Genomic DNA, 26316 nt, shown 5'->3' with positions numbered 1-26316 from the left:
GCACCACCGACGACGACGTCGCGCACGACCGACCATGAACGACAAGGAGCAAGGAGCACCACGTGAGCACGTCCACCCAGCAGCCCCGACACCGGGTGGTGGTCATCGGTTCCGGCTTCGGCGGTCTCTTCAGCACGCAGAAGCTGAAGCGCGCCGACGTCGACGTCACCCTCATCGCCCGCACGACGCACCACCTCTTCCAGCCCCTGCTCTACCAGGTCGCCACCGGCATCCTGTCCGAGGGCGAGATCGCTCCCTCGACGCGCGAGGTGCTGCGCCGGCAGGAGAACGCCACGGTGCTGCTCGGCGAGGTCACCGACATCGACCTCGAGTCGCGCACCGTCACCCACTCCACGGTCGGGCGCGAGAGCGTCACGCCCTACGACACCCTCATCGTCGCGGCCGGCGCGGGCCAGTCCTACTTCGGCAACGACCACTTCTCGCGCCACGCCCCGGGCATGAAGTCGATCGACGACGCGCTCGAGCTGCGCGGACGCATCTTCGGCTCGTTCGAGCTCGCCGAGCTCGCCTCGACCCCCGCCGAGGTCGAGCGGCTGATGACGTTCGTCGTCGTCGGTGCCGGTCCGACCGGCGTCGAGATGGCCGGTCAGATCTCCGAGCTGGCGCGCCGCACGCTCAAGCGCGACTTCCGGCGCATCGACCCCACCAAGGCCCGCGTCATCCTGCTCGACGCGGCCCCTGCCGTGCTCGGCTCGTTCGGCGTGAAGCTCGGTGACCGCGCGGTCAGCCGCCTCACCGAGATGGGTGTCGAGGTGCGTCTCGGCGCCAAGGTCGTCGACGTCGACTCGACCGGCATCGAGGTCGAGCACCCCGACGGCAACCGCGAGCGCATCGAGTCGGTGTGCAAGGTCTGGGCCGCCGGCGTCGCCGCCTCACCCCTCGGACGGATGCTCGCCGAGCAGACCGGTGCCGAGGTCGACCGCGCCGGACGCATCCAGGTGCAGGACGACCTCACCCTCCCCGGCCACCCCGAGGTCTTCGTCGTCGGAGACATGATGTCGCTCAAGGGCCTCCCGGGCGTGGCCCAGGTGGCGATCCAGGGAGGCCGCTACGCCGCCGACCAGATCGTCCGACGGCTCAAGGGGCAGGAGCCGAAGGGCCCGTTCGAGTACTTCGACAAGGGCTCGATGGCAACGATCTCACGCTTCTCGGCCGTCGCCTCGGTCGGCAAGGCGCAGTTCAGCGGCTTCTTCGCCTGGATCCTCTGGCTCGCCGTGCACCTCGTCTACATCATCGGCTTCAAGCACCGCATCACGACGCTCCTGCACTGGATCGTCACCTTCATCGGGCGCGGCCGGTCGGAGCGGGTGGTCACCGAGCAGCAGGTCTTCGCCAGACAGGCGATCTCCGACCTCGGCGAGGAGTTCGCACCGCAGCTGCCTCGCCTCGCCAAGGACCGACCCCACGAGGCGCCCTCGGAGCGCGAGCCCCAGCCGCAGGTGCAGGGGGAGCGGGGCGCCTGAGCCCGCCGGACGGCATACCGGCGGAGTCTGGCTCGCGAGGGTGCCGGACGCCCGTCAGGCGACGACGCGCTCGACAGCTGAGCCCAGCCGGGGCAGGGCAGCCACGACGTGGTCCTTGGCCTTGCCCCGCAGGGAGCCGTAGACCTTGGCGGCGGCGCCGTGCGAGGTGCCGGCGGCCTTCGCGTCGGTGACGGCGAGCAGCGCATCGGCAGCGGCGTCGGGCTGGCTCGCGAGGTGCGCGCCGAAGGGCTGCTCGCCCTTCGTGGCCCAGAAGGGGTCGAGGGCCGAGGCGAACTGCGGCAGCAGGCGGTCGGTGGCGCTCGTGACGAAGTCGCCGCCGAGCTTCTTCGCAGCCGCGTAGCCCGCCTTGACGGCTGCGCCGCCGAAGCCCGACTTGCCGGCGACCTCGGCGTCGATGACCTCGGTGAGGGCTGCGACGGCGACCGGGCGACGGGTCGGCTCGAGGAGGGCTTCGGACACGGTGGTGCTCACAGAGGTGCTCCTTGGAGGTGGCGTGACGGATGTCGAGCGACGCTCGTCCGCTGCGATGGACGGCGAGTACGGAGCATCCTCGCAGAGGCACTAAACTTCCAAGGACACCCCCACGATCCGGAGGACAACGTGAGTTCGCTCAAGGTTGAGATGGTCGCAGCCGACCGCAAGGTCTGGGAGGGAGAGGCGCGGTTCGTGCGCGCCCGCTCCATCTCTGGAGAGCTCGGCATCCTGCCCGGCCACACGCCCCTGCTCGGCATCCTCGTCGAGGGCGACGTCAGCATCGAGTCGGTCGACGGCCAGCGCCAGACGGTCACCGTCGACGGAGGCTTCCTGTCGGTCGACTCCGACGTGGTGACGATCGTCGCTGAGCACGTCGACGCCTCCTCGCTGCAGGTCACGGGCAACTGAGGCTCGCGCGTGCCGTCCGCTCTCGTCTCCACCGAGATCGTGATCGGCACGCTCATCCTGATCGCGGCGGTCGTGCTCGCCACGACCTACCTGCGCCGCCGCTACATCGCCGGCGGCCTGCCGCTGACGCTCTGTGCGATGCGCCCGGCCGGCACCGACCGCTGGCGCCTCGGGCTCATCCGGTTCGGCGACAACGCCCTCGAGTGGTTCACCCTCGGGGGCGTCTCGCTGCGCCCGCGGCACCGCTGGGTCCGCCAGCGACTGCTGCTCGACGCGCCCGTGCACCTCGGTGGCGCCGACGCGATCCCGGTGCTGCCAGACGCCTACCGGGTGCCGTGCACCGACGGCGGCGACGACTTCGAGCTGGCCCTGCAGGGCCCCGACTACACGGCGCTGCGCTCCTGGCAGGAAGCCGCACCCCCCGGCTACAACGTCAACGTCGCCTGACGACGAGGCACCAGCACGCCAACCCCGATCCGGCAACACACCGAGCAGTTGCCAACCCCACGGGGCACACCACGTGGAGTTGACGACTTCTCGGTGTGTTGCGGGTGACTGGCTCAGCCACCCCGGTCAGGTCAGGCCTTGGCGCGCTTGGTGGGCCTCTCGACGCGACCCCCGCCGGGCTGCCAGAGGATGTCGCCGCCGATCTGCTTGTTGGCGATCCGCGCGAGGATGAAGAGCAGGTCGGACAGCCGGTTGAGGTAGGTCGCGGTCAGCGCGTTGATGCCGCCGACGCCCGTGTCGCCGGCCGCCTCCGTGCCGTGGTGCTCGATGGCGGCCCACGTCGAGCGCTCCGCCCGGCGCACCACCGTCGTCGCCACGTGCAGGTGGGCCGAGCCGGCGGTGCCACCGGGAAGGATGAAGGAGCGCAGCTTCTCGACCTGCTCGAGGTAGTGGTCGCAGTCGCGCTCGAGGTCGTCGATCCACGGCTGCTCGACCCGCAGGGGCGGGTAGTCGTAGCTCTCGCGCAACGGTGTCGACAGGTCGGCGCCGACGTCGAAGAGCTCGTTCTGCACCCGCTGCAGGGTCGCGCGCACCTCGTCGGGCAGGTCACCGCAGGCGATGGCGACCCCGATGGCGGCGTTGGCCTCGTTGGTGTCGGCATAGGCGTGCAGCCGCACGTCGGTCTTGCTCGTGCGCGAGAAGTCGCCGAGGCTCGTCGTGCCGTCGTCGCCGGTGCGCGTGTAGATCCTCGTCAGGTTGACCATGGGGCCACTCTCTCACCAGGGCCGATCGGTAGGGTTGCCGGGTGAGAGAGCGCTTCCGTGTCGTGGGGGGAGCCCGGCTGTCGGGCGAGGTCGCCGTCGTCGGCGCCAAGAACAGCGCCCTCAAGCTGATGGCGGTGGCGCTCCTCGCTGCAGGCCGCACGACCCTGACCAACGTCCCGGCGATCGCCGACGTGGCGATCATGGCCGAGCTGCTGCGCCGCCTCGGTGTGACCGTCGACGACGACCCGCTGACCGGCACCGTCGTGCTCGACGTGCCCGAGGAGCTCGGCCACCGCGCCGACTACGAGCTGGTGCGCGCCCTGCGGGCCTCGATCTCGGTGCTCGGCCCCCTCGTCGCGAGGGTCGGCCTGGCCGACGTCGCCGTCCCGGGCGGTGACGCGATCGGCTCGCGCGGCCTCGACCTGCACGCCGCCGGACTCGAGGCGCTCGGGGCCACCGTCCACGTGACGCACGGCTACCTCGTCGCCGAGGCCCCTCACGGCCTCACGGGAGCCGACATCCGGCTCGACTTCCCGAGCGTCGGGGCGACCGAGAACGTGCTCACGGCCTCGGTCCTCGCCCGGGGCACGACGCGGATCGACAACGTCGCCAAGGAGCCCGAGATCGTCGACATCGCCGAGATGCTCGTGTCGATGGGAGCACGCATCGAGGGCGCCGGCACGTCGCGCCTCGTCGTCCACGGCGTCGACCGGCTCTCGCCCACGGAGCACTCCGTGGTGCCCGACCGCATCGCGGCGGGCACGTGGGCCTTCGCCGCGGCGACGACCCGCGGTGACGTCGAGGTCGTCGGCGGCGTGGCCGACCACCTGCGCACGCCGCTCGCGGCCCTCGAGGCGGCCGGCTGCACGGTGCAGGTGACCGACCGCGGGTTCCGGGTGACAGCCGACGAGCGCCCGCTCGCGTTCGACGTGGCCACCCTGCCCTACCCCGGCTTCCCCACCGACCTGCAGCCCTTCGCCCTCACCTACAACGTCGTGGCCGACGGCTCGGCGATGGTCACCGAGAACCTCTTCGAGGCTCGCTTCCGCACGGTGCAGGAGCTGGCACGTCTCGGGGCGGAGGCGCAGATCGACGGCCACCACGTCATGACGCACGGCGTGCCGCTGCTCTCGGGGGCGCCGGTCGAGAGCAGCGACATCCGCTCCGGGGCGGCCCTCGTCATCGCCGGGCTCGTCGCCGACGGCGAGACGCTCGTCAGCGGGGTGCACCACATCGACCGCGGCTACCCCCGGTTCGAGCAGGCTATGCAGGCGCTCGGAGCCGACGTCACCCGCGAGCCCGACGACACCTGGTTCGAGTGATCGGCGTCCCGACGCCACGCACCACGAGCGCCCGTATGCCGTCCGGCTGGGTCGCGCCGGTCGGCATACCGGCGTCTCCGTGCGGTCTGCGTGCAGTCCTGCGCGAGAAGTTCGTATTTTCTTGACCGTTTCTTGACTCCTACGGGCAACGTTCCGCTACGCCGAGGCGTCATCATGAGTGACGGCACAGCGTTTGAGAGGGGTCAACATGACGCTGCACACCCACTGCAGGGGTCCGATTCGGGTGGTCGACGCCCCCGACGGCCACGATGTCACCATCGAGGGTCGTCTCGACGTGCACTCGGTCCCGGACGTGCGAGACGTGATCCACGCGGTCATCGTCGCCGGCACGGGTGAGGTGAGACTGCACGTCGGTGCCGCCGAGATCGGCGACGCGACCGGGCTCGGCGTGATCGTCCACCTGCACCGGCGCGCCACCCGCGCCGGCCGCCGGCTGGTCCTCATCGACGCCAGCGACCGCACGACCCGCCTGCTCCGGGCCTGCCGCCTCGAGCGCCTCATCGCCCCGCGTCACGACGCGGTGGCCACGGGGGACCACGTCACCGCCCTGACTGTGGCGCCTCTCACCGCCTGAGCACCTGCCCCCCGGCGATGGGCCGCACTACCGTCGGGGCATGTCTTCGACGGAGAGCACGCCGGCATCGCGCGTCCCTGTGACGCCTGATCGTCCGTGGGTCATGCGGACGTATGCCGGCCACTCCAGTGCCGCGGCGAGCAACGCGCTCTACCGGCGCAACCTCGAGAAGGGGCAGACCGGCCTGTCGGTCGCGTTCGACCTGCCGACCCAGACGGGCTACGACCCCGACCACCCGCTGGCCCGCGGCGAGGTCGGCAAGGTCGGCGTGCCGATCAGCCACATCGGCGACATGGAGGCCCTCTTCGCCGACATCCCGCTGCGCGAGATGAACACCTCGATGACCATCAACGCCACGGCGATGTGGCTGCTCTCGCTCTACCAGGTCGCGGCCGAGCGCCAGGCCGTGGCGGCAGGTGAGGACCCGGCGCAGTGGGTGCGCGCCCTGGGCGGCACGACCCAGAACGACATCATCAAGGAGTACCTCTCGCGGGGGACCTACGTCTATCCGCCCGGGCCCTCGCTGCGGCTCATCACCGACATGGTCACCTACACGGTGCGCGAGATCCCGAAGTGGAACCCGATCAACATCTGCAGCTACCACCTGCAGGAGGCGGGCGCGACGCCCGTGCAGGAGATCGCCTACGCGATGTCGACGGCCGTCTCCGTGCTCGACGCGGTGCGCGACTCGGGCCAGGTGCCGGCTGACGAGTTCGCGAGCGTCGTCGCGCGCATCTCCTTCTTCGTCAACGCCGGCGTGCGCTTCGTCGAGGAGATGTGCAAGATGCGCGCCTTCGTGCAGCTCTGGGACGAGCTGACCCGCGAGCGCTACGGCGTCACGGACGACAAGGCGCGACGCTTCCGCTACGGCGTGCAGGTCAACAGCCTGGGCCTCACCGAGGCGCAGCCCGAGAACAACGTGCAGCGCATCGTGCTCGAGATGCTCGGGGTCACGCTCTCCAAGGACGCCCGGGCCCGCGCGGTGCAGCTGCCCGCCTGGAACGAGGCTCTCGGGCTGCCGCGCCCGTGGGACCAGCAGTGGAGCCTGCGCATGCAGCAGGTGCTCGCCTACGAGTCAGACCTGCTGGAGTACGACGACCTCTTCACCGGCTCGGTCGTCGTCGAGCGCAAGGTCGCCGAGCTCGTCGAGGGCGCGCGCGAGGAGATGGCGCGCATCGAGGAGCTGGGCGGTGCCGTGGTCGCCGTCGAGTCGGGCTACATGAAGTCGGCCCTCGTGGCCTCACACGCCGAGCGGCGCCGACGCATCGAGTCGGGGGAGTCGGTCGTCGTGGGCCTCAACCGCTTCCAGAGCACCGAGCCCAACCCCCTGACCGCCGACCTCGACACCGCGATCCAGACCGTCGACGCCGGTGTCGAGCGCGCCGCAGCCGACGCCGTGCGTGCCTGGCGCGAGCGGCGCGATGCCGACCCGGAGCGTCGGGCCCGGGCCGCGGCTGCGCTCGACCGCCTGCGCGCCGACGCGGCCTCGGGGGCCAACCTCGTGGCTGCCTCGCTCGAATGCGCGCGCGCCGAGGTGACGACGGGCGAGTGGGCGGGTGCGCTGCGGCAGGAGTTCGGTGAGTTCCGTGCTCCCACAGGCGTTTCGGGGTCTGTCGGCGTGAGCTCCTCGGAGCCGGGCGATGCGCTCGGTCGGGTGCGCGACCTCGTGGCACGCACCGGTGACGAGCTCGGGGAGAAGCTGCGCATCCTCGTCGGCAAGCCGGGCCTCGACGGGCACAGCAACGGCGCCGAGCAGGTGGCCGTTCGCGCCCGCGACGCCGGGTTCGAGGTCGTCTACCAGGGCATCCGCCTGACGCCGGAGCAGATCGTCGCGGCCGCGGTCGCCGAGGACGTGCACCTCGTCGGGCTCTCGATCCTCAGCGGCTCGCACATGGAGCTCGTTCCCGACGTGCTGCGCGGTCTGCGCGCCGCCGGCGCCGGCGACGTGCCAGTCATCGTCGGCGGCATCATCCCCGAGAGCGACGCCGCCGCCCTGCGCGCCGCGGGAGTGGCGATGGTCTTCACCCCCAAGGACTTCGGGCTCAACGAGATCATGGGCGAGCTCGTCGGGGTCATCCGACGCTCACGCGGTCTCGCCGATCTCGAGGTCGCTCCCGCGTGAGTCGGCGTACGGTGCAAGGGTGAGCGATCTGCAGTGCGCCGCCCGGATCATCGTCGTCAACCCTCCCGGACTGGGGGACGTGGCCTGGCTGGCCTCGTCCCTGGGCCGCGAGAAGGTCACGGCCGTGTATGCCGCGGACGACGTTCCCGACACCGGCCCCGTCGAGTCGTTGGCCGACGACCTCGGCGTGCCCTCACACCTCGGCCACGGGGACCTCGCCGACGGCACCAGCGGCTTCGAGGAGATCGTCGACCGACACCGCGGCGAGACCGCCGTCGTCGTGCGCGGTGGCGGCGAGGTGCAGCCGGTGCTGGTGCTCGTCGATGCTGACGGGCTGACACGCCAACCGCTCACCTGAGCGTCAGAAGAGGCGGGACTCCGCGTCGTCGATGCCCTTGAGCGCGTCGTAGTCGAGCACGACACAGCGGATGCCGCGGTCCTCGGCGAGGGTGCGCGCCTGGGGCTTGATCTGCTGGGCGGCGAAGACACCGGTCACGGGCGCGAGGTGGGGGTCGCGGTTCATCAGCTCGAGGTAACGGGTCAGCTGCTCCACGCCGTCGATCTCGCCGCGCCGCTTGATCTCGACGGCGACGCTCGTGCCGGTCGAGTCCCTGGCCAGGATGTCGACCGGGCCGATGGCCGTCATGTACTCGCGGCGCACGAGGGACCAGCCGTGGCCGAGGGTGTGGATGTGCTCGGCGAGCAGCCGCTGCAGGTGGGCCTCGACGCCGTCCTTGACGAGACCCGGGTCGACACCGAGCTCGTGGGCGGAGTCGTGCACCACCTCGTGGAGCAGCACCGTGAGGCGGTCCTCGCTCTTGGCGTGCTGCACGCGCCACACGGCGACCACACCCTCGGCGGCCTGCGCCTCGTCCGGGTCGATCTCGGCCATGGTGCACGGCGGTGACATCCAGTTGAGCGGCTTGTAGGAGCCGCCGTCGCTGTGCACGAGCACCGAGCCGTCGGCCTTGACGACGAGCAGCCGGGTCGCCAAGGGGAGGTGGGCGGTGAGGCGGCCGTCGTAGTCGACGCTGCAGCGGGCTATGACGAGACGCACGGCGTCCACCCTAGATGACGCGGGCCGGCGGCCGACCGGGGTGGGGAGCGTCACGCGCCCAACGGGTGTGAGCGGCAGACGGGCTCTGGGAGACTCCACGCATGGCTCGTGATTTCACCAAGGTCGGCGTGATCGGACTCGGCACCATGGGTGCCGGCATCGTGGAGGTCTTTGCCCGCAACGGCATCGAGGTCGTCGCGGTCGAGGTGACCGACGAGGCGGTCGAGAAGGGCAGGGGCGTCCTGGAGCACTCGACCGACCGGGCCGTCGCCCGCGGCAAGCTGAGTGCCGAGGACCAGACCGCTCTCCACGCGCGGGTGCAGTTCACGAGCGACATGGCAGACCTGAAGGAGTGCCAGCTCGTCGTCGAGGCCGTGCCCGAGCACCTCGACCTCAAGAAGGAGATCTTCGCTCGCCTCGACGCGATCGTCTCCGACGACGCGATCCTCGCGACCAACACGAGCTCGTTGCCCGTCACCGAGATCGCCGTCGCCACGATCAACCCCAAGCGCGTCGTGGGCATGCACTTCTTCAACCCCGCCCCCGTGCTGCAGTTCGTCGAGGTCATCAAGACCGTCATCACGAGCGACGAGATCTTCGAGGAGGTCAAGGCCCTCGCCGAGCGGCTCGGCAAGAAGCCGGTCATCGTCGGCGACAAGGCCGGCTTCATCGCCAACGCCCTCCTCTTCGGCTACCTCAACCACGCCGTCGCCATGTTCGAGAGCAAGTATGCGACGCGCGAGGACATCGACGCCGCAATGAAACTTGGCTGCGGCTACCCCATGGGCCCCCTCGCCCTGATGGACCTCATCGGCCTCGACACGGCCTACGAGATCCTCGACACGATGTACAAGCAGGGCCGCGACCGGCTGCACGCGCCGAGCCCCATCATCAAGCAGATGGTGAGCGCCGGCCTCAAGGGCCGCAAGAGCGGCCACGGCTTCTACACGTATGCCGCTCCGGGCAGCTCGCAGGTCGTCGACGACGCGCTGACGCCGGGTGTCGCGGCGGCTGCGGCCTCCGCGACCCGGCCCATCCGCACGGTCGGTGTCGTCGGGTCCGGCACCATGGCGACAGGCATGGTCGAGGTCTTCGCCAAGGCTGGCCTCGACGTGATCGTCGTGGCTCGCAGCGAGGCCAAGGTCGACTCGGTGCGTGCCGCCGTCGAGAAGAGCCTCGAGAAGGCCGTGGTCCGCGGCAAGGCCACCGAGGAGCAGCGCGAGGCCGCCCTGAGCCATGTCCGCGGCACGACGAGGCTCGAGGACCTCGCCGAGGTCGACCTCGTCGTCGAGGCCGTCGTCGAGGACCTCGAGGTCAAGCGCGAGCTCTTCGGGCGCCTCGACCGGATCTGCCGCCCGGGTGCCATCCTCGCGACGACGACGAGCTCGCTGCCCGTCGTCGAGTGTGCCGCGGCGACGTCGCGGCCCGAGGACGTCATCGGCATGCACTTCTTCAACCCCGCCCAGATCATGCGCCTCGTCGAGGTCGTGCACACCGTCTCGACGGCCGACGACGTCGTCGCGACGGTGCAGCAGCTCTGCACGACGATCGGCAAGCACCCGGTCACGTGCGGCGACCGCGCCGGCTTCATCGTCAACGCGCTGCTGTTCCCCTACCTCAACGACGCCGTCAAGATGCTCGAGGCCAACTACTCGACGGCCGACGACATCGACACGGCGATGAAGACCGGCTGCGGCCTGCCGATGGGTCCGTTCGAGCTGCTCGACGTCGTCGGTCTCGACGTCTCGCTCGCCATCGAGCGCGAGCTCTACCTCGAGTTCCGCGAGCGCGGCTACGCCCCGGCACCCCTGCTGGAGCACCTCGTCGCGGCGGGCTACCTCGGCCGCAAGACGGGCCGCGGCTTCCGCACCTACCCCTGATCGGGCAGCGGGGGCGACGTGAGGTCGCCCGAGGTCGTGTCGAGGTGGGCGCGGCGGCCGTCGCGGTCCAGCACGACGATGATCTCGACCGGGCCCTCCGCCGCGGTGATCGCGTGCGGCACCATCGTCGAGAACTGCGCTGACTCGCCCTCCTCGACGAGCACGACCCTCTCGCCGAGCTGAAGGCGGGCGGTGCCCGACAGCACGGTGAACCACTCGAGCCCCTGGTGCACGCCGAGCGGACCGGTGTGGAGTCGGGCCGTGATCCGCATCTTGGCGACCACGAGCCCCTGCGGCTCGTCGTCACGCGTCAACAACCAGGTCGTGCGGCCCCGGGCGCTGTCTTGGCGGGGTTGGATCACGACGTCGTCGTCGCTGCTCAGGTCGACGAGCTGGTCGTGACTCGTGCCGAGCGCGCGTGCGATGCGGGCCAGCTGGTCGATGGCGATGCGTCGGTGCCCCGTCTCGATGCGACTGAGCGTCGACGGGCTGAGGTTGCACCGAGCGGCGAGGGCATCGAGCGACCATCCGCGGGCGAGGCGCAGGCTGCGCACGCGCGCCCGGATCACGGCGTCGAGGTCCACATCTTGCGTCATCGGCAAGACTGTACGTCACCCGCGCAAGGTCGACCTACCGTGAAGACATGACGAGCTCCCGCGACCACGACACGCTGCACGACCACGCCCATGACCCCGCAGCAGACCCTGCAGCCCGCGCCGACGCCCGCGCCGATGCCGTCACCCACGTCCATGCCCATGCCCACGACCCTGGAGCGGCGGCCTCCGACGACGGCGGCGCCGACCTGCTCGACCTCGACGGCGAGGTGCTGCACGGCTACTGGGACTCCGCCCTCGACCTGGTGACGGCGGTCATCGCGGAGTCGGGCACCGACCGCACCTCGCCGCTACGCGTTGTCGACCTCGGAGCCGGCACGGGCACGGGGGCGCTCGGACTCGCTCGGCGCCTGCCCGCAGCCGTCGTCGTCGCCGTCGACGTCTCCGCCTCATCACTGGCTCGAGTCGACACCAAGGCGAAGGCCGCCGGCCTCGGCGAGCGGGTGCGCACGCTCGAGGCAGACCTCGACGGTGGGTGGCCCGACCTTGGTCCGGTCGACCTCACCTGGGCCTCGATGTCGCTCCACCACCTCGCTGAGCCGGCCCGCTCGCTCAGCGGCCTGCGCCGCATCACCCGAGCCGGTGGCATCGTCGCGATCGCCGAGTTCGACGAGCCGCTGCGCTTCCTGCCCGACGACCTGGGCACCGGTCGCCCGGGCTTCGAGACCCGGGTGCTCGGCCTGCTCTCGGAGGTGCACGCGGAGGCGGTGCCGACCCTGGGCTCGCCGTGGTCGACCGTGCTCGACGAGTCGGGCTGGAGCGTCGTCGACCAGCACGACATGGCGATCGACGAGCGCTCACCTGCCCACCCGCTCGCCGGCCGCTACGCCCGAGGCTGGTTTGCCCGTCTGGCGCACGGACTCGACGGCCGCCTCGACGCCGACGACGAGCGCACCCTCGCGGCGCTGCTCACCGACGACGGCCCGCACGCACTCCTGACACGCACGGACCTGCACCTGCGGGGCGTGCGCACGGTGACCCTCGCGCGGGCCTGACCGGACGGCATACGGCGATGGCGGACAATGGGCCCATGCCCTCACGTCGCCGACCCAGCAAGCACGCTCGCGAGCACGTGCCGCTCGACGTGACGCGCATCCAGGGCGGCGCCACGCGAGAGGACTCGTATGCCGGTGGGCGCTGGACCGTGCGCGCCGTCACGGGGGCGTCGGCGACGCGGCCCTACCTGTGCCCCGGGTGCCAGCAGGACATCCCGCCCGGCCTGCCCCACGTCGTCGTGTGGCCCGCCGAGGGCGTCGGGGGAGTGGGGGACCGCCGGCACTGGCACACCGGGTGCTGGCAGCGCCGTGACGCCCGGCCGCCCGGCAACGCCTACCGCTGACCAGTGGCGACCCGCCTGTGCTCGTGGGTGCCGTTCGTCTCAGGCGTCGAGGGTCGGTGCGAGCTCGCGGGCGACGAGACGCAGCGGCGAGGTGTCGCGACGGGCGCGGGCCAGCAGGATGGCCCCCTCGAGCGCGCAGAGCATCAGGGTCGAGAGCGACTCGGCCCGACGGCGCGGGCGGCCCATGGCGACGAGGGCCGCGGTGAGGGGGAGCCGCCAGGTCTCAAGGGCGCGGTCGGCGGCGCGCCGCACTGCCTCGTTGGAGTCGGCGCAGTCCACGACGGCAGCGGCGACCGGACAGCCCCGGGCGAAGTCACGCGCCTCGAGGTCGGCCGCCCAGTCGTCGACGACGGCGGTGAAGAGGCGGCTCGGCGTCGGTCGCCGCATCCGTGAGAGGTGCTCCTCGACGCGTGCCGCTGCCCAGGTGCCGGCCCAGTCGAGGGCCTCGGTGACGAGCTGGTCCTTGCCGCCGGGGAAGTAGTGCTGCAGCGACCCGCGAGGGGCCTCGGCGTCGGTGACGACCTGCCGCAGACCGGTCCCACTGACGCCGCCCCGTCGCAGGTGCTGCACGGTCGCATAGACCATGCGCGCGCGGGGGTTGCGGTTGCTGGCTGGCATGCCACCTCTCCGAAGTTCGAGCCGACTCGACTATGACACCTGTCATGATGACGTGGCTACTATGACAGACGTCATAGTCAACCGGGTCCGGGAGGTCGTCGTGGCGGAGACAAGAGTGGGATTCATCGGGTTGGGGATCATGGGCCGGCCCATGGCCGCCAACCTCCGTCGCGCGGGAGTGTCTCTCCACGTGTGGAACCGGTCTCCCGCCGGCGCAGCGTCACTGGCAGACCTGGGAGCCGTGGTCGAGGAGTCACCTGCGGCCGTCTTTGCCGCCAGCGACGTCGTGCTGCTGATGCTCGCCGACGAGAGCGCCGTGGACGAGGTGCTGCAACGGGGGAGCGAGGGCTTCGCGGCCATGGTCGCCGGGCGCACCGTGGTGCACCTCGGCACGACCTCGCCCGAGTTCTCCACGGCGCTCGCGCGAGACATCGTGGCGGCTGGCGGTGACTACGTCGAGGCGCCGGTCTCGGGCTCTTGACTCCCGGCGGAGCGCGGCGAGCTCGTCGCCCTCGTCGCCGGACCCGAGGCGGCGCTGGCCCGGGTCATCCCGCTGCTCGCTCCGATGTGTCGCGAGGTCGTGCGCTGCGGCTCGGTGCCGGACGGCACGGGCACCAAGCTCGCCGTCAACCTCTACCTCTGCACCATGGTCGCGGGGCTGGCCGAGGCCTTCCACCTCGCCGAGCGGCTCGACCTCGATCTGGCGGCCGTGCGACGCGCCCTCGACTCCGGTCCGATGGCCAGCCCCGTCTCGACCGTCAAGCTGGCGAAGCTCGCGGCACGCGACTTCGACGCCCAGGCAGCCGTGCGCGACGTGCACACCAACACCCGCCTCATCGCGGCGGCCGCGCGGTCCGTCGGGGCCGCGAGCCCGCTGCTCGACGCGACACGGGAGCTCTTCCGCGAGACCGAGGACGCCGGCCTCGGTGCACTCGACATGGCTGCGGTCGTCACCGCCCTCGAGGGCCGTGCCGGCGGGTTGCCTACTGGTCGCTGAAGCGGGTGATCTCCGTGAGGAGGGCCGCGCGCTTCTCGGGGTCGGTGACGCCGAGGCCCTCCTCGGGCGACAGCGTGAGCACGCCGACCTTGCCCTGGTGGGCGTTCTGGTGGACGTCGAGCGCGGCCTGTCCGACCTCGTCGAGCGTGTAGGTCTTGCTGAGGGTCGGGTGGATGAGGCCGCGGTTGATCAGCTCGTTGGCCTCCCACGCCTCGCGGTAGTTGGCGAAGTGCGAGCTGACGATGCGCTTGAGGTTCATCCAGAGGTAGCGGTTGTCGTACTCGTGCATGAAGCCCGAGGTCGAGGCGCACGTGACGATCGTGCCGCCCTTGCGCGCGACGTAGACGCTCGCGCCGAAGGTCTCGCGGCCGGGGTGCTCGAAGACGATGTCGACGTCGTGCCCGCCGGTCAGCTCACGGATCTTCTTGCCGAGCCGCTGCCACTCCTTGGGGTCCTGCGCCGTGCCCTCGTCGTTCCAGAATCGATAGCCCTCGGCGTTGCGGTCGATGATGAGCTCGGCGCCCATGGCCCGGCAGATCGCGGCTTTCTCGGGCGAGGAGACCACGCAGATCGGGGTGGCACCGCCGGCGAGGGCCATCTGGGTGGCGTAGGAGCCGAGGCCACCGGAGGCGCCCCAGATGAGCACCCGGTCTCCGAGCTTCATCGCCGCGCCGTTCTTGGAGATGAGCTGGCGGTAGGCCGTGGAGTTGACGAGGCCGGGCGAGGCGGCCTCCTCCCAGGTGAGGTGGGCCGGCTTGGGCATCAGCTGGTTCGCCTTGACGATGGCCAGCTCGGCGAGGCCGCCGAAGTTGGTCTCGAAGCCCCAGATCCGCTGCTGCGGGTCGAGCATCGTGTCGTTGTGGCCCTCGGCGTCCTCGAGCTCGACGGAGAGGCAGTGGGCGACGACCTCGGTGCCCGGCTTCCACTTCGTCACGCCCGGTCCGGTGCGCAGGATGACGCCCGCGAGGTCGGAGCCGACGACGTGGTAGGGCAGGTCGTGCCGCTTCGAGAACTCTGACATCCGCCCGTAGCGCTCGAGGAACCCGAAGGTCGAGACCGGCTCGAAGATCGAGGTCCAGACCGTATTGTAGTTGATCGCGCTGGCCATCACCGCGACGAGCGCCTCGCCCGGCGCCAGCTCGGGCACCGGCACCTCGTCGACGTGCAGCGACTTGCGGGGGTCCTTGTCGCGGGTGGCGAGTCCCTCGAACATCGCGACCTCGTCCTTGTGGACGGTCGCCCCGCGGTAGGTCGCGGGGATCTCGATGTTCGCGTAGGTCTCCTGGGTGCGGTCGCCGGAGAGGATGGCGTCGCGGATGGCCTGCATGGTGAAGGTCCTTCGGTCGCAGCGTCATTGGTCGTCGAAGTGGTGCTTGCTGCCCCGAACGTAGCGAGCAGGGGTGCCCGCCGGTCGCTTCTGAGACCCCCACCACACGGTGACCTGGGTCACCGTGCGGCGTCGGGCCGACGGACCGCTACCAGCCGGTATGCCGGGTGGTGGCCGTGCGCGGCGCCGCCCCGGCTCCGCTGTCGTGCCGGTCGGTCGTGCCGGTCCGTCGTGGCGGCGCGTGCGTGGCGGTGCACGGGTCCGGCGGCTACGGTCGGGCGGTGCGACGGAAGCGGCTGGGCATCGACGCGTGGCTCGTGCAGCCGCTCTACGTCGTGGTCGAGCTGCTCGTGGCCGCCGCGGCGTCGGCGACCTACAGCCTGCGCGACGACACGATCAGCGCCCTGGGCCAGCTGACCTGTGGTCCGGGCCACTCGAGCGCGACCGAGGCCGTGTGCTCCCCGGCACACCTCGTGCTGAACGCCGCCTTCGTGCTTTTCGGGATGCTCCGCGTGGTCGCCGCCGTGCTGCTGCACCCGTCGCTGGCGGCCGGGTGGACCCGCGCGGCTGCGACCGCGCTGTGGGTCGTCTCCGGATTGTGCTCTGCCGCAGTCGGGCTCGCTCCGGTGGATCTGCACCCCGAGCTGCACGCGCTCGTGGCAACGCCGGTCTTCGTCCTCCAGCCCCTGGCCGTGCTCGCCAGTGCCGACGCCCTGCGGCGGACTCGAGGCGCGGTGCCGTCGTGGGTCGTCACCAGCGGCTACGCGGTGTCGTCCCTCACGCTGCTGGCCTCGGTCGCCTTCGGGCTCGCCCTGGAGGCGGAGGTCTGGGTGGGTGGCCTCGAACGCCTGTCGCTCTGGCCGGCATACCTGTGGCTGGGCGCCGCCGGCGCGGGGCTGCTCGTGCGGGGGCGACGCCTCAGTGCGCCGGGCTGACCGAGGGCTCCACGAGCTCGACGAGGACGCCTCCGGCGTCCTTGGGGTGGATGAAGTTGACGCGGCTGTCGCTCGTGCCGCGCTTGGGGGTCTCGTAGAGCAGGCGGAGGCCTCGCTCGCGCAGGGTGGCGCAGACGGCGTCGATGTCGGTGACGCGATAGGCGATCTGCTGCATGCCGGGGCCGCTGCGGTCGAGGAACTTCGCGATCGTCGACTCGGGCGAGAGGGGGGCCAGCAGCTGGATGCACGAGCCGGACTCGCCGACCGCCATCATCGCCTCGCGCACGCCCTGCTCCACGTTGGTCTCCTCGTGCAGCAGGGCCATGCCGTAGGCGCTCTCGTAGAAGGCGATCGCCGCATCGAGGTCGGGTACCGCGATGCCGACGTGGTCGATGTGGGTGAAGAGGGCGTCGCTCGGGTCGGTCATGGTCTCAGCGTAGGTGCGCCCCCCGGCCGTCGCAGGGCCTCCGGATGTGGCAAGGGCCACGCGGGTTGTCGAAGGCCCGCACCTCGGCAACCGCCTCCTCGGCCTGGGCGACGACCCGAGGGCGAGGCGCAGGGCTGAGACCGGCGATCTCGGGGACCACCGTCGCGGCATACGTTCGACCCACCGCAGAGCGCTCGGCGCGAGTCACGCCCTCGAGTCCAGGGCCGAGCTCCCAACGCCGAGACCCACCATCCCGGGGCGCACGCCACCGGCGGGCCGCGAGCGCTGGACGCGATCCTGCTGCGCAGCGAGTCGGCCTCGTCGTCGCAGATCGAGCAGTTGACCGCCTCGGCCCGCGCGGTGGCCGAAGCCGAGCTCACCGGCACCGGGCGCGGCAACGCTGCGGTCGTCGCGGCCAACGTCGACGCGATGACGGCAGCCATCGCGCTCGCCGACCGGCTCGACGCCGATGCCATCCTGCGGATCCAGGCCGCCCTGCTCGGTGGCACGTCGCCGCACCTCATCGGCTGGCGCGAGGAGCCGGTGTGGATCGGTGCCGCGGGGAGCGCCCCCGTGACTGCGGACTTCGTGCCGCCCCACCACACCCGCATCGAGGCGGCTCTGGGTGACCTCGTCGACTTCATGGCCCGCGACGACCTGCCGGTGCTCATCCAGACGGCCGTTGCCCACGCGCAGTTCGAGACGATCCACCCCTTCGCCGACGGCAACGGGCGCACCGGTCGCGCTCTCGTCCATGCCCTGCTGCGGGCCAAGCGCGTGACCCGGCACGTCACGGTGCCGGTGTCAGGGGGACTCATGCACGACCGCGCGGGATACCTCGCCGCGCTCGACGCCTACCGGCAGGGTGAGATCGAGCCGATCGTCACAGCCTTCGCCCTCGCCGGCCTGCGCGCCGTCGAGCACGGCCGGACGATGCGTCGTCGCCTCGACGACGTGCGGGCGCGCTGGAGCGAGCAGGTGAACGCGCGGTCGGACTCAGCGGTCTGGCGCCTCCTCGACGTCGTCGTCGCCCGCCCGGTCCTCGACGCCGCCACGGCCGCAGCAGCCCTGGGGATCGCCGAACCCAACGTGCACCGGCACCTGCGGGTGCTCACCGAGGCGGGCGTGCTCGTCGCGCGTCAGCACCACCCCGGGCGGCGCACGCTGTGGCGCTCGCCCGACGTGCTCGAGGTGCTCGACGCCTATGCCGCTGATGTCGGGCGCCGCCAACGCTGAGTCTGCGCCGAGGCCGCGGCCGATGCCGTTGTCTGGTGCGCCGTGTGCGCTTGGTCATGCTCCCAGCAGGCGTCTCCGGGGCCGCTACTACAGTGTCACCGACATCCCCAATGACGTCGGAAGAGGCTTTTCCCATGAGTGCTGACCGTCCCACCTCCGTGATCGTCGCAGGAGCCAGGACCCCGATGGGGCGCCTGCTCGGCTCGCTCAAGGACTTCTCCGGAGCAGACCTCGGTGGCGTCGCCATCAAGGGCGCCCTCGAGAAGGCGGGCGTCGCTCCCGAGCAGGTCGACTACGTCATCATGGGCCAGGTGCTCCAGGCGGGCGCCGGCCAGATCCCCGCCCGCCAGGCAGCCCACGCGGCCGGCATCCCCATGACCGTGCCCGCCCTGACGATCAACAAGGTGTGCCTCTCCGGCATCAACGCCATCGCGATGGCCGACCAGCTCATCCGCGCCGGCGAGTTCGAGATCATCGTCGCCGGTGGCCAGGAGTCGATGACCAACGCGCCGCACCTCATGACGAAGTCGCGTGAGGGCTACAAGTACGGCGACGTGACGATGCGCGACCACATGGCCTTCGACGGACTCTGGGACGCCTTCACCGACCAGGCGATGGGCCTGCTGACCGAGCAGGCCAACACCGGCGAGCAGGCCTTCACCCGCGAGGAGCAGGACGAGTTCTCGGCCCGCAGCCACCAGCTCGCGGCGCAGGCCTGGAAGGACGGGCTCTTCGACGACGAGGTCGTCAGCGTGTCGATCAAGCAGCGCAAGGGCGAGCCCATCGAGTTCAAGACCGACGAGGGCATCCGCGCCGACACGACGACCGCCTCGTTGGGTGCCCTGCGTCCGGCCTTCAGCAAGGACGGCACGATCACGGCCGGCTCGGCCTCGCAGATCTCCGACGGCGCCGCAGCGGTCGTCGTCATGAGCAGGGCCAAGGCCGAGGAGCTCGGCCTGACCTGGCTCGCCGAGATCGGCGCGCACGGCGTCGTCGCCGGCCCCGACTCCACGCTGCAGCAGCAGCCCGCCCGAGCCATCGCCCGCGCCTGCGAGAGGGAGGGCATCACGCCCGCCGACCTCGACCTCGTCGAGATCAACGAGGCCTTCGCGGCCGTCGGTCTCGCCTCGGCCAAGGAGCTCGGCATCGACGTCGACAAGGTCAACGTCAACGGCGGTGCCATCGCCCTCGGCCACCCCATCGGCATGTCGGGGGCCCGCATCGCCCTGCACCTCGCCCTCGAGCTCAAGCGCCGCGGTGGCGGCGTCGGCGCCGCGGCCCTCTGCGGTGGCGGCGGTCAGGGCGATGCCCTCATCGTCCGCGTACCTGCCTCCGCCTGAGCCGCGCCGGCTGAATTCGCTTGGTGCGCCGCGCAGTCGACGTCCCTGCTCTGGTCGAGTCGGCCAGAGCGGGGTCTCCGCGCGCCGTCGCACGGCTCATCTCGCTCGTCGAGGACGGTCACCCGGCGCTCCGTGAGGTGATGGCGGCACTCGCACCGCACAGCGGGTCGGCCTACGTCATCGGGCTCACGGGGTCGCCGGGGGTCGGCAAGTCGACCTCGACGACGGCGCTCGTCGGCGCCTTCCGCGAGCGGGGCCTGCGCATCGGCGTGCTCGCGGTCGACCCGAGCTCGCCCTTCTCGGGCGGAGCGCTGCTCGGTGACCGGGTGCGCATGCAGGACCACGCCCTCGACCCCGAGGTCTACATCCGCTCGATGGCCTCCCGCGGTCACCTCGGGGGACTCTCGTGGACGACCCCGCAGGCGATCCGCGTGCTCGACGCCGCCGGGTGCGACGTCGTGCTCGTCGAGACGGTGGGGGTGGGCCAGTCGGAGGTCGAGATCGCCGGCCTGGCCGACACCTCCGTCGTGCTGCTGGCGCCCGGCATGGGCGACGGCATCCAGGCCGCCAAGGCGGGCATCCTCGAGATCGGCGACGTCTTCGTCGTCAACAAGTCCGACCGTGACGGCGCCGATGCCACGGTGCGCGACCTGCGCCACATGATCTCGCTCGGCGACCGCACCGAGCCGGGGCTGTGGCGGCCCCCGGTCGTCAAGACCGTCGCCTCGCAGAAGGTCGGCCTCGACGAGGTCATGGAGGCGCTCGACAAGCACCGCGCCTTCATCGAGGAGAACGGCGACCTGGCTCGTCGTCGTGAGCGCCGGGCGGCCGACGAGATCGAGTCGATCGCCTTGGCGTCGTTGCGCGCTCGTTTCGGCCACGTCGCCGGACACCAGGGGCTCGCCGCGCTCGCCCGTCAGGTCGTCGCCGGCGACACCGACCCCTATGCCGCCGCCGACCGCCTCGTCGACCACCTCGACGCCTGAGCCGGCCGCGGGTCCTGCGCAACACTCTCGAGTCGAGTGGGCACTTTCCACCCCCCAAAGTCGAGTGGGCACTTTCCACCCGGTGCGAACTGCCCACTCGACTGGGGGGTGTCGATCGACCCGGTCGAGTGGGCACTTTTGCACCCCCGCGACGTCGAGTGGGCACTTGTCACCCGGTGCGAACTGCCCACTCGACTGGGGGGTGTCGATCGACCCGGTCGAGTGGGCACTTTTGCACCCCCGCGACGTCGAGTGGGCACTTGTCACCCGGTGCGAACTGCCCACTCGACTGGCGGGGTGTCGATCGACCCGGTCGAGTGGGCACTTTCCACCCCCGCGACGTCGAGTGGGCACTCTTCACCCGGTGCGAACTGCCCACTCGACTGGGGGGGTGTCGATCGACCCGGTCGAGTGGGCACTTTTTCACCCCCCGACGTCGAGTGGGCACTTTCCACCCGGTGCGAACTGCCCACTCGACATCGCGGGTGTCGACCGAGCCGAGCCGCGCCGCCGTAAATGCGTTGTCTCCGCGGCCTGCCTGGTGTCACCGTCGAGTCATGGACATCATCCCGCTCGACCGTGACGACGACGTCATGCTCAAGGAGCTTTTCGGCATGGCCTGCCGCAGCGAGGCCGTCTCGCGCGTGCAGCCCATCCAGCGCACCGAGGAGGAGTTCCGCAAGGGGGTGCGCTTCGACTTCCCGGGCGAGCGGGAGGAGAGCGCCGTCGCTGTGGTCGACGGGTCACCGGCCGGCTGGGCGCGCGTCTACTTCCCTGAGCGCGACAACCTCGACAAGTGCTGGACCGAGCTCGCGGTCGACCCCCAGCACCGCGGGCAGGGCATCGGCTCCGCCCTGGTCGAGTGGACCGAGCAGCGCGCGACCGCGGCGCGGCGCGACATGCTCCTCACCGAGGTCTACGTCCCCGTCGGCGACCGCGAGTCGCACGCCGACCGCGAGTTCGCGCTCCGTCGGGGGTATGCCGTGTCGAGCGTCGAGATCGTCCGCTCGCTCCCGCTGCCGGTCGACCGGGACGTCATGGCTCGTCACGAGGAGCGGTCGCGCGAGGCGATGGGCGACGCGTACGAGCTGAGCGTGCACGTCGACGGCGTGCCCGAGGAGCTGCGCCAGGGTGTGTGTGACGCCTCGAACCGGCTCATCCTCGACGCCCCGACGGGCGACGTCGAGTTCGAGCCCGAGTCGATGACCGTCGAGGACTACCAGACGATGCTCGACCACCAGCGCGACACGGGCCGGACCGTCATCACGACGGTCGCCCTGCACCGCGAGACAGGGGTCGTCGCCGCCTACACCGACCTGTCGGTCCCGTCGGGGGACCCCCACATCGTCTTCCAGTGGGGCACCCTGGTGCTGCCGGAGCACCGCGGTCACCGCCTCGGCATGGCGGTCAAGGTCGCCAACCTGCAGGAGCTCGCCCGCTTCGCGCCGGAGCGGCGCTCGGTGCAGACGATGAACGACGAGCAGAACCCGTGGATGGTCCAGATCAACAAGGACCTCGGCTTCGAGATCATCGAGGAAGCGCTGACGATGAAGAAGGCATTCTGAGGCGGGCGGGGGGATCCCGGGAGACGCCCGGGGGCGGTCGGGGGCATCGCACGGCGACGGTCCGGGGCGGCATACGGTGGGCTCATGCTGATCGCCTTCTCCGTCGCTCCCACCGTCGCAGCCGACGACACGGGGTCGGTGAGCGACGCCGTGGCGCGCGCCGTCCGCGTGGTGCGTGACTCCGGCCTGCCGCACCGCACCGACTCCATGTTCACGACGATCGAGGGGGAGTGGGACGAGTGCATGGCTGTCGTCAAGCAGTGCTGCGACGTGCTGGCGCAGCGCTCGCCGCGTGTCGGGCTCGTGCTCAAGGCCGACATCCGGCCGGGCTTCTCCGGCGAGCTCGACGCCAAGCTCGAGCGCCTCGAGGATGCGCTCGGACGCCAGGGTGATGACGCCGGCGCCTGACCGGCTGCCGCGCGGGTGGACGATCGCGCCCCTCGCCCCCGACGACTGCGACGAGCTCGGGCGGGTGCACATGGACGTGTGGCGCGACGCCTACGCCCACGTGATGCCGGCCGACTACCTCGCGGGCCTGCGCAGCGAGCGGTCGGCCGCACGGTGGCGCGAGCTCGCCCAGCGCCCCGCCGACGCCGGCCAGCGCACCCTCGTCGTGCGCGACGACGACGACCGGATCGTCGGCTTCGCCAGTGCCGGGCCGAGCCGTGACGACGACGCCCCGACGGCGTGGGAGCTGTATGCCGTCAACCTGGCTCCCGCGGCGCGTGGCACGGGAGTGGCCGACCTGCTCCTGGACGAGCTGGTCGGGGGGCGCGACGTGACCCTGTGGGTCGTCGAGGCCAACGACCGTGCCCGCGCCTTCTATACGCGACGCGGCTTCGTCGACGAGGGGGGACGATCGGAGCACGAGGCGACGGGCACTCCTGAGATCCGGATGGTCCGCCGGACACCACCTGGCTGAGTGGCTGCGCGCGTGCGCCGGGTGCCCCCGTGCGCCCCGTCCTCGCGTCAGGCCACGGGCTGTCGCAGGCACCACCGGGACGTGAGCGGTCGCACACCGCTGCGGCGGTCGTAGCGGCACCGTGTCCCGTTTCGTCCGTTCTGCCCGGCCGGTGGAACCGCCGCGTCGGGCTCCGGCGATTGGGGCGGCGGGGCGGGTCGTGCGTATCGTGGATGACGGTCCGCCCTCCGTGGAGGGTGTGGCCCGTTCCCTGTGTCACCACGAAAGGCCTCCTTCATGCCCCGCTCTGCGACCCGCCGCCGCGCCCTCGCGGCAGCCCTGGCCTGTGCCGCGATGCTCAGCGCCTGCACGGGTAACGCCGACGACGGCCCTGATGCTGCTGCTCCGACCGCCACGCCGGTCGTGGCTCCGTCGGCCGCCGAGTCCTCTGCCCAGTCGGCCGTGAGCGCCGCGGTGACCGCCTCCACCGACGTCTCCGCCGCCGGAGCCGCCGCTCGGGAGAAGGCCTTCACCGGGCCCGCCCTGGTGTCGGCCAACGCCGCCGCCAAGATGCTGCCGGGCCGCACGGCCGGTGAGAAGGCTGACGCGGAGGTGTCGGCCGAGGGTGTCAAGGTGCTCGCGGTCTCGCGCGCCGGTGACAAGCCCGCCCAGATCCTCGCCCAGACGACGCTGAAGAAGACGGGCGCCCCGGTGCTCGTCCTGCTCACCGCCGCGAGCCCCGCCGGCCCCTACCAGGTGGCCGCGATGACCTCGGTGCTCCCCGGAGCCGAGATCGACCCCTTCGACGCGACCACGGACGGTTCACCCGCCGTCGGCGACGGGGCTGGTCTGGCCGCGTCACCCGACGAGGTCGTCGACTCCTGGGCCGAGTCGGTGCGCTTCCCCAAGCCGGTCACCTCCAAGCTGCTGGCCGCCGACCCCCTGAGCGAGCAGCTGCGCCAGTCGGCGAGCGCCCAGTCGCAGGCGCTCAACAACCAGGGCAGCTTCACGCAGACCTACACGCCCCAGGACGTCCTCGGCGGGTTGCGCCTCAAGGACGGCAAGGGAGCCATCGTCTTCGCCCATCTCGACCGGCACGATGCGATCGCGATGCGCACCCCGCAGAAGCTGACGCCCGACAAGGAGCTCACCCTGCTGACGGGCATCAAGCAGATCACGAGCGAGGCCAAGCTGACCTCCAACGAGATCATCGCCGTCGTCATCCCCGCCAGCGGCCAGGCCCGTGTGGTCGCCGCGTCGGACCAGATCGTCGCCGGCTCGGGTCGGTGAGGCAGGATTGACCCATGAGTCACCAGCCATTCACCGCGGCGGCGCTGCGCGGTGCCGTCGACCTGTCCTCGCTCAAGCGTCCGGCCCCGCCGGCTGGCCCCGCCTCCGGCGCGGAGCCCACCTCGGCGGACGGTGCGCCCGGCCTCGTCGTCGAGGGCACTGACGCCTCGATCGGCGAGCTGGTCCGGCCCGACGTGCCGTATCCCGTCGTCATGGTGCTGTGGTCGCGACGCCTCAAGGAGTCGGGTGACTTCGTCGCCACCATGGGTGCCGTGGCGCAGCGCTACGCGGGTCGCTTCCAGCTCGTGACCGTCGACGTCGACACCAACCCCGCAATCCTCCAGGCCTTCCAGGTGCAGGCGGTTCCGGTCAGCTTCGCCTTCCTCCAGGGTCAGCCGGTGCCGCTCTTCGAGGGCGCCCAGCCCGAGGCGCAGGTCATCGGGGTCATCGACCAGGTGCTCGCCCTGGCCGCCCAGCACGGCGTGACGGGCACCGTCAGCGGGGCCGATGCCGCCGCGGCGCCGGCCGAGCCCGCTGAGGAGCCGCCGCTCCCGCCGCTGCACCAGCAGGCCTATGACGCCATCGAGTCCGGCGACCTCGACGCCGCGGCTGCGGCCTACCGCGAGGCGCTCACGCAGAGCCCTGCCGACACCGACGCCAAGCTCGGTCTCGCCCAGGTCGGGCTCATGCAGCGCACCGCCGGCGTCGACCTCCACGCGGCCCGCGCTGCCGCGGCAGCCGACCCGACCGACGTCGACGCCCAGATCGTCGTGGCCGACCTCGACCTGCTCGGGGGTCACGTCGAGGACGCCTTCGTGCGCCTCATCGACACCGTGCGGGTCACGGTCGACGCCGACCGCAACAAGGCCCGTGAGCACCTGGTCGAGCTCTTCGAGGTGGTCGGCACCACCGACGAACGCGTCGTCAAGGCCCGCAAGTCGCTGATGAGCGCACTCTTCTAGACCCGTCCGCGCACGAGGTGTCGCGGCGTACGCTCGTGGGGTGCCCGACCTGCTCCCCGTCTACGACGAGCTGCGCCGCCGTCTCTCGCGGTATGCCGGTGGGCTGCGCGAGTCTTCCAACCTGACCGACGCCAACGCGTCGGGTTCCCGCAAGGCGGACGAGCCCGACGACCTCACCTACGTCCTCCTCGGGGCGCCGACGGCGACGTATCCCGACGGGCAGCTGTTCGCGTCCGTGACGGTGGGCCGCCGCTACGTCTCCTACCACCTCATGCCGCTCTACCTGGGTGTCGCACCGGAGGGCGGGATCTCACCCGAGCTGGCTCGCCGCCGTCAGGGCAAGACGTGCTTCAACTTCACGAGAGTCGACGACGCGCTCTTCGACGAGCTCGAGGACGTCACCGCCGCAGGCAAGGCGGAGTACGCGCGACTCGGGTTGCTTCGCGACTGACGGGGCTGCCGAATCTGGGGTGGATGCCCTGAATCTCCCTCGCATCCATGACGATTCACGCGATTCCGTGCATTCCCGACTCGGCGGAAATCGCTGGCGGTGTGACCTGGGTCACGTCACGATGGTGCGTGGCGGGTGACCGCCCGCCGTGGGTCCGACACAAGGGGAACTCATGTCCACACGCACACTGATCCGCTGGGGGGCGGGTCTCGCACTCTCCGGCATCGCCGTGGTCGGCACGGGGGCCGGCGCCTTCGCGCACGAGTGCATCAACTCCAGCCGCTCCGACAAGGGCAACGCCGCCTCGGGAGCCACTCGCAGGCGTGGTTCACGCTTCACGTCACCGACGCGATCGCCGGAGACGTCGAGAGCGGCTTCATCACCGCCGAGCAGGGCGAGTGCGTCCTCGAGGCCTACGCGGGCACGGGTGCCCCGATGTCGTTCACGATCCACGTCAAGGGAGCGAACGGCAACGGCGGCACGCTGGCTGCCAACAACCCCAACGAGGGTCTGATGGCCAACGGCAAGGGGATCGACACGTTGTTCGCCGCGCACGGTGACGCCATCATCGGCAGCTACGGCGCCTGCGGGGTCGACTTCTGACCCACACCGCGCCGGGGCTGGGCGACCAGCCACCGCGTCGGGACCGGGCCGCCAGGGGCAGGCGGCCCGGACCCGGCCGGGTGGCTCGTGGCCGAGGACCCAAGAACCCGAGGACCCTGAGGGCCCTGAGGCCCTGACGTCGGAACCCCCG

The 26316-nt window shown here is 71.3% G+C and carries 30 protein-coding genes; 23 read left to right on the top strand and 7 right to left on the bottom strand.

Annotation, left to right across the window (positions count from 1 at the left end):
- Window positions 1-62: 62 nt before the first annotated feature.
- Complete coding sequence (locus LG278_RS15020; RefSeq protein ID WP_404388097.1) at window positions 63-1484, top strand: NAD(P)/FAD-dependent oxidoreductase; 1422 nt, start codon at window positions 63-65, stop codon at window positions 1482-1484.
- Window positions 1485-1538: 54 nt separating this feature from the next.
- On the opposite strand, the gene LG278_RS15015 is transcribed toward LG278_RS15020, so the two are convergent.
- The gene (locus LG278_RS15015; protein ID WP_404388095.1) at window positions 1539-1976 is read right to left on the bottom strand and encodes a DUF6918 family protein; all 438 of its coding nucleotides are present in this window, start codon (window positions 1974-1976) and stop codon (window positions 1539-1541) included.
- Window positions 1977-2105: 129 nt separating this feature from the next.
- On the opposite strand from LG278_RS15015, the gene LG278_RS15010 reads away from it, so the two are divergent.
- Both LG278_RS15010 and LG278_RS15005 read left to right on the top strand, forming a co-directional pair.
- Window positions 2106-2387: a F0F1 ATP synthase subunit epsilon gene (locus tag LG278_RS15010; RefSeq protein WP_141818946.1), complete on the top strand. Its 282-nt coding sequence runs from the start codon at window positions 2106-2108 to the stop codon at window positions 2385-2387.
- A gap of 9 nt (window positions 2388-2396) precedes the next feature.
- Window positions 2397-2834 (top strand): DUF2550 domain-containing protein, encoded by a 438-nt coding sequence (locus tag LG278_RS15005; RefSeq protein ID WP_404388094.1) that lies wholly within the window; start codon window positions 2397-2399, stop codon window positions 2832-2834.
- Window positions 2835-2965: 131 nt separating this feature from the next.
- Here LG278_RS15005 and LG278_RS15000 read toward each other — a convergent pair whose 3' ends face one another.
- Window positions 2966-3598 carry a cob(I)yrinic acid a,c-diamide adenosyltransferase gene (locus tag LG278_RS15000; protein ID WP_404388093.1) on the bottom strand — a complete coding sequence of 211 codons (633 nt, stop codon included), beginning with the start codon at window positions 3596-3598 and terminating at the stop codon, window positions 2966-2968.
- A gap of 41 nt (window positions 3599-3639) precedes the next feature.
- Here LG278_RS15000 and murA point away from each other — a divergent pair, with 41 nt between their 5' ends.
- From murA to LG278_RS14980, 4 genes are all read left to right on the top strand, one after another.
- A complete protein-coding gene (gene murA, locus LG278_RS14995) occupies window positions 3640-4920 on the top strand; it encodes a UDP-N-acetylglucosamine 1-carboxyvinyltransferase (protein ID WP_404388092.1) in 1281 nt (426 codons plus the stop codon).
- Between the two features lie 208 nt (window positions 4921-5128).
- Window positions 5129-5515: an STAS domain-containing protein gene (locus LG278_RS14990; protein ID WP_404388091.1), complete on the top strand. Its 387-nt coding sequence runs from the start codon at window positions 5129-5131 to the stop codon at window positions 5513-5515.
- 103 nt (window positions 5516-5618) lie between these two features.
- Window positions 5619-7637, top strand: a complete 2019-nt coding sequence (locus LG278_RS14985) for a protein meaA (RefSeq protein WP_404393668.1) — start codon at window positions 5619-5621, stop codon at window positions 7635-7637.
- A 19-nt stretch (window positions 7638-7656) separates the two neighbouring features.
- Entirely contained in the window at window positions 7657-7995 is a 339-nt protein-coding gene (locus tag LG278_RS14980) for a hypothetical protein (protein ID WP_404388090.1), read from the top strand.
- Window positions 7996-7998: 3 nt separating this feature from the next.
- Here the strand turns inward: LG278_RS14980 and nucS are convergent, their stop codons facing one another.
- The gene (gene nucS, locus LG278_RS14975; RefSeq protein WP_404388089.1) at window positions 7999-8694 is read right to left on the bottom strand and encodes an endonuclease NucS; all 696 of its coding nucleotides are present in this window, start codon (window positions 8692-8694) and stop codon (window positions 7999-8001) included.
- Window positions 8695-8795: 101 nt separating this feature from the next.
- On the opposite strand from nucS, the gene LG278_RS14970 reads away from it, so the two are divergent.
- The gene (locus tag LG278_RS14970; protein WP_404388088.1) at window positions 8796-10574 is read left to right on the top strand and encodes a 3-hydroxyacyl-CoA dehydrogenase family protein; all 1779 of its coding nucleotides are present in this window, start codon (window positions 8796-8798) and stop codon (window positions 10572-10574) included.
- Here the strand turns inward: LG278_RS14970 and LG278_RS14965 are convergent.
- Complete coding sequence (locus LG278_RS14965) at window positions 10565-11170, bottom strand: helix-turn-helix domain-containing protein (protein ID WP_404388087.1); 606 nt, start codon at window positions 11168-11170, stop codon at window positions 10565-10567. The two genes, LG278_RS14970 and LG278_RS14965, sit on opposite strands and share 10 nt — an antisense overlap.
- Window positions 11171-11217: 47 nt before the next feature.
- On the opposite strand from LG278_RS14965, the gene LG278_RS14960 reads away from it, so the two are divergent.
- Both LG278_RS14960 and LG278_RS14955 read left to right on the top strand, forming a co-directional pair.
- Entirely contained in the window at window positions 11218-12183 is a 966-nt protein-coding gene (locus LG278_RS14960; RefSeq protein WP_404388086.1) for a class I SAM-dependent methyltransferase, read from the top strand.
- Window positions 12184-12218: 35 nt separating this feature from the next.
- Window positions 12219-12527, top strand: a complete 309-nt coding sequence (locus LG278_RS14955; RefSeq protein ID WP_404388085.1) for a hypothetical protein — start codon at window positions 12219-12221, stop codon at window positions 12525-12527.
- Between the two features lie 39 nt (window positions 12528-12566).
- On the opposite strand, the gene LG278_RS14950 is transcribed toward LG278_RS14955, so the two are convergent.
- Window positions 12567-13145: a TetR family transcriptional regulator C-terminal domain-containing protein gene (locus LG278_RS14950; RefSeq protein WP_404388084.1), complete on the bottom strand. Its 579-nt coding sequence runs from the start codon at window positions 13143-13145 to the stop codon at window positions 12567-12569.
- 61 nt (window positions 13146-13206) lie between these two features.
- Between LG278_RS14950 and LG278_RS14945 the strand changes: the two genes are divergently transcribed.
- Both LG278_RS14945 and LG278_RS14940 read left to right on the top strand, forming a co-directional pair.
- Window positions 13207-13626: an NAD(P)-dependent oxidoreductase gene (locus LG278_RS14945; protein ID WP_404388083.1), complete on the top strand. Its 420-nt coding sequence runs from the start codon at window positions 13207-13209 to the stop codon at window positions 13624-13626.
- An 84-nt stretch (window positions 13627-13710) separates the two neighbouring features.
- Window positions 13711-14142, top strand: a complete 432-nt coding sequence (locus LG278_RS14940) for an NAD-binding protein (protein WP_404388082.1) — start codon at window positions 13711-13713, stop codon at window positions 14140-14142.
- Here the strand turns inward: LG278_RS14940 and ccrA are convergent.
- Entirely contained in the window at window positions 14129-15469 is a 1341-nt protein-coding gene (gene ccrA / locus LG278_RS14935; RefSeq protein WP_404388081.1) for a crotonyl-CoA carboxylase/reductase, read from the bottom strand. The genes LG278_RS14940 and ccrA overlap by 14 nt on opposite strands.
- Before the next feature lie 281 nt (window positions 15470-15750).
- On the opposite strand from ccrA, the gene LG278_RS14930 reads away from it, so the two are divergent.
- Entirely contained in the window at window positions 15751-16404 is a 654-nt protein-coding gene (locus LG278_RS14930; RefSeq protein WP_404388080.1) for a DUF998 domain-containing protein, read from the top strand.
- Here LG278_RS14930 and mce read toward each other — a convergent pair.
- The gene (gene mce / locus LG278_RS14925) at window positions 16388-16831 is read right to left on the bottom strand and encodes a methylmalonyl-CoA epimerase (protein WP_404388079.1); all 444 of its coding nucleotides are present in this window, start codon (window positions 16829-16831) and stop codon (window positions 16388-16390) included. The two genes, LG278_RS14930 and mce, sit on opposite strands and share 17 nt — an antisense overlap.
- Window positions 16832-17170: 339 nt before the next feature.
- On the opposite strand from mce, the gene LG278_RS14920 reads away from it, so the two are divergent.
- From LG278_RS14920 to LG278_RS14875, 10 genes are all read left to right on the top strand, one after another.
- Window positions 17171-18067: a Fic family protein gene (locus LG278_RS14920; protein ID WP_404388078.1), complete on the top strand. Its 897-nt coding sequence runs from the start codon at window positions 17171-17173 to the stop codon at window positions 18065-18067.
- 134 nt (window positions 18068-18201) lie between these two features.
- Window positions 18202-19407 (top strand): acetyl-CoA C-acetyltransferase, encoded by a 1206-nt coding sequence (locus LG278_RS14915; RefSeq protein WP_404388077.1) that lies wholly within the window; start codon window positions 18202-18204, stop codon window positions 19405-19407.
- A gap of 20 nt (window positions 19408-19427) precedes the next feature.
- Window positions 19428-20393, top strand: a complete 966-nt coding sequence (gene meaB, locus LG278_RS14910) for a methylmalonyl Co-A mutase-associated GTPase MeaB (RefSeq protein ID WP_404388076.1) — start codon at window positions 19428-19430, stop codon at window positions 20391-20393.
- Window positions 20394-20950: 557 nt separating this feature from the next.
- Window positions 20951-21958 (top strand): GNAT family N-acetyltransferase, encoded by a 1008-nt coding sequence (locus LG278_RS14905; RefSeq protein WP_404388075.1) that lies wholly within the window; start codon window positions 20951-20953, stop codon window positions 21956-21958.
- An 84-nt stretch (window positions 21959-22042) separates the two neighbouring features.
- Entirely contained in the window at window positions 22043-22366 is a 324-nt protein-coding gene (locus tag LG278_RS14900) for an MTH1187 family thiamine-binding protein (protein ID WP_404388074.1), read from the top strand.
- Entirely contained in the window at window positions 22350-22880 is a 531-nt protein-coding gene (locus tag LG278_RS14895) for a GNAT family N-acetyltransferase (protein ID WP_404388073.1), read from the top strand. The genes LG278_RS14900 and LG278_RS14895 overlap by 17 nt, the downstream gene beginning before the upstream one ends.
- Before the next feature lie 276 nt (window positions 22881-23156).
- Window positions 23157-24149 (top strand): hypothetical protein, encoded by a 993-nt coding sequence (locus LG278_RS14890; protein ID WP_404388072.1) that lies wholly within the window; start codon window positions 23157-23159, stop codon window positions 24147-24149.
- A 14-nt stretch (window positions 24150-24163) separates the two neighbouring features.
- The gene (locus LG278_RS14885) at window positions 24164-25111 is read left to right on the top strand and encodes a co-chaperone YbbN (protein WP_404388071.1); all 948 of its coding nucleotides are present in this window, start codon (window positions 24164-24166) and stop codon (window positions 25109-25111) included.
- 40 nt (window positions 25112-25151) lie between these two features.
- The gene (locus tag LG278_RS14880; RefSeq protein ID WP_404388070.1) at window positions 25152-25562 is read left to right on the top strand and encodes a hypothetical protein; all 411 of its coding nucleotides are present in this window, start codon (window positions 25152-25154) and stop codon (window positions 25560-25562) included.
- A gap of 264 nt (window positions 25563-25826) precedes the next feature.
- Window positions 25827-26165, top strand: a complete 339-nt coding sequence (locus LG278_RS14875; protein WP_404388069.1) for a hypothetical protein — start codon at window positions 25827-25829, stop codon at window positions 26163-26165.
- Window positions 26166-26316: the final 151 nt, after the last annotated feature.

This window comes from Humibacillus xanthopallidus (genome assembly GCF_044793955.1).
GTDB lineage: Bacteria > Actinomycetota > Actinomycetes > Actinomycetales > Dermatophilaceae > Humibacillus > Humibacillus xanthopallidus_C.
This window is presented reverse-complemented; position numbering and strand designations above follow the sequence as displayed.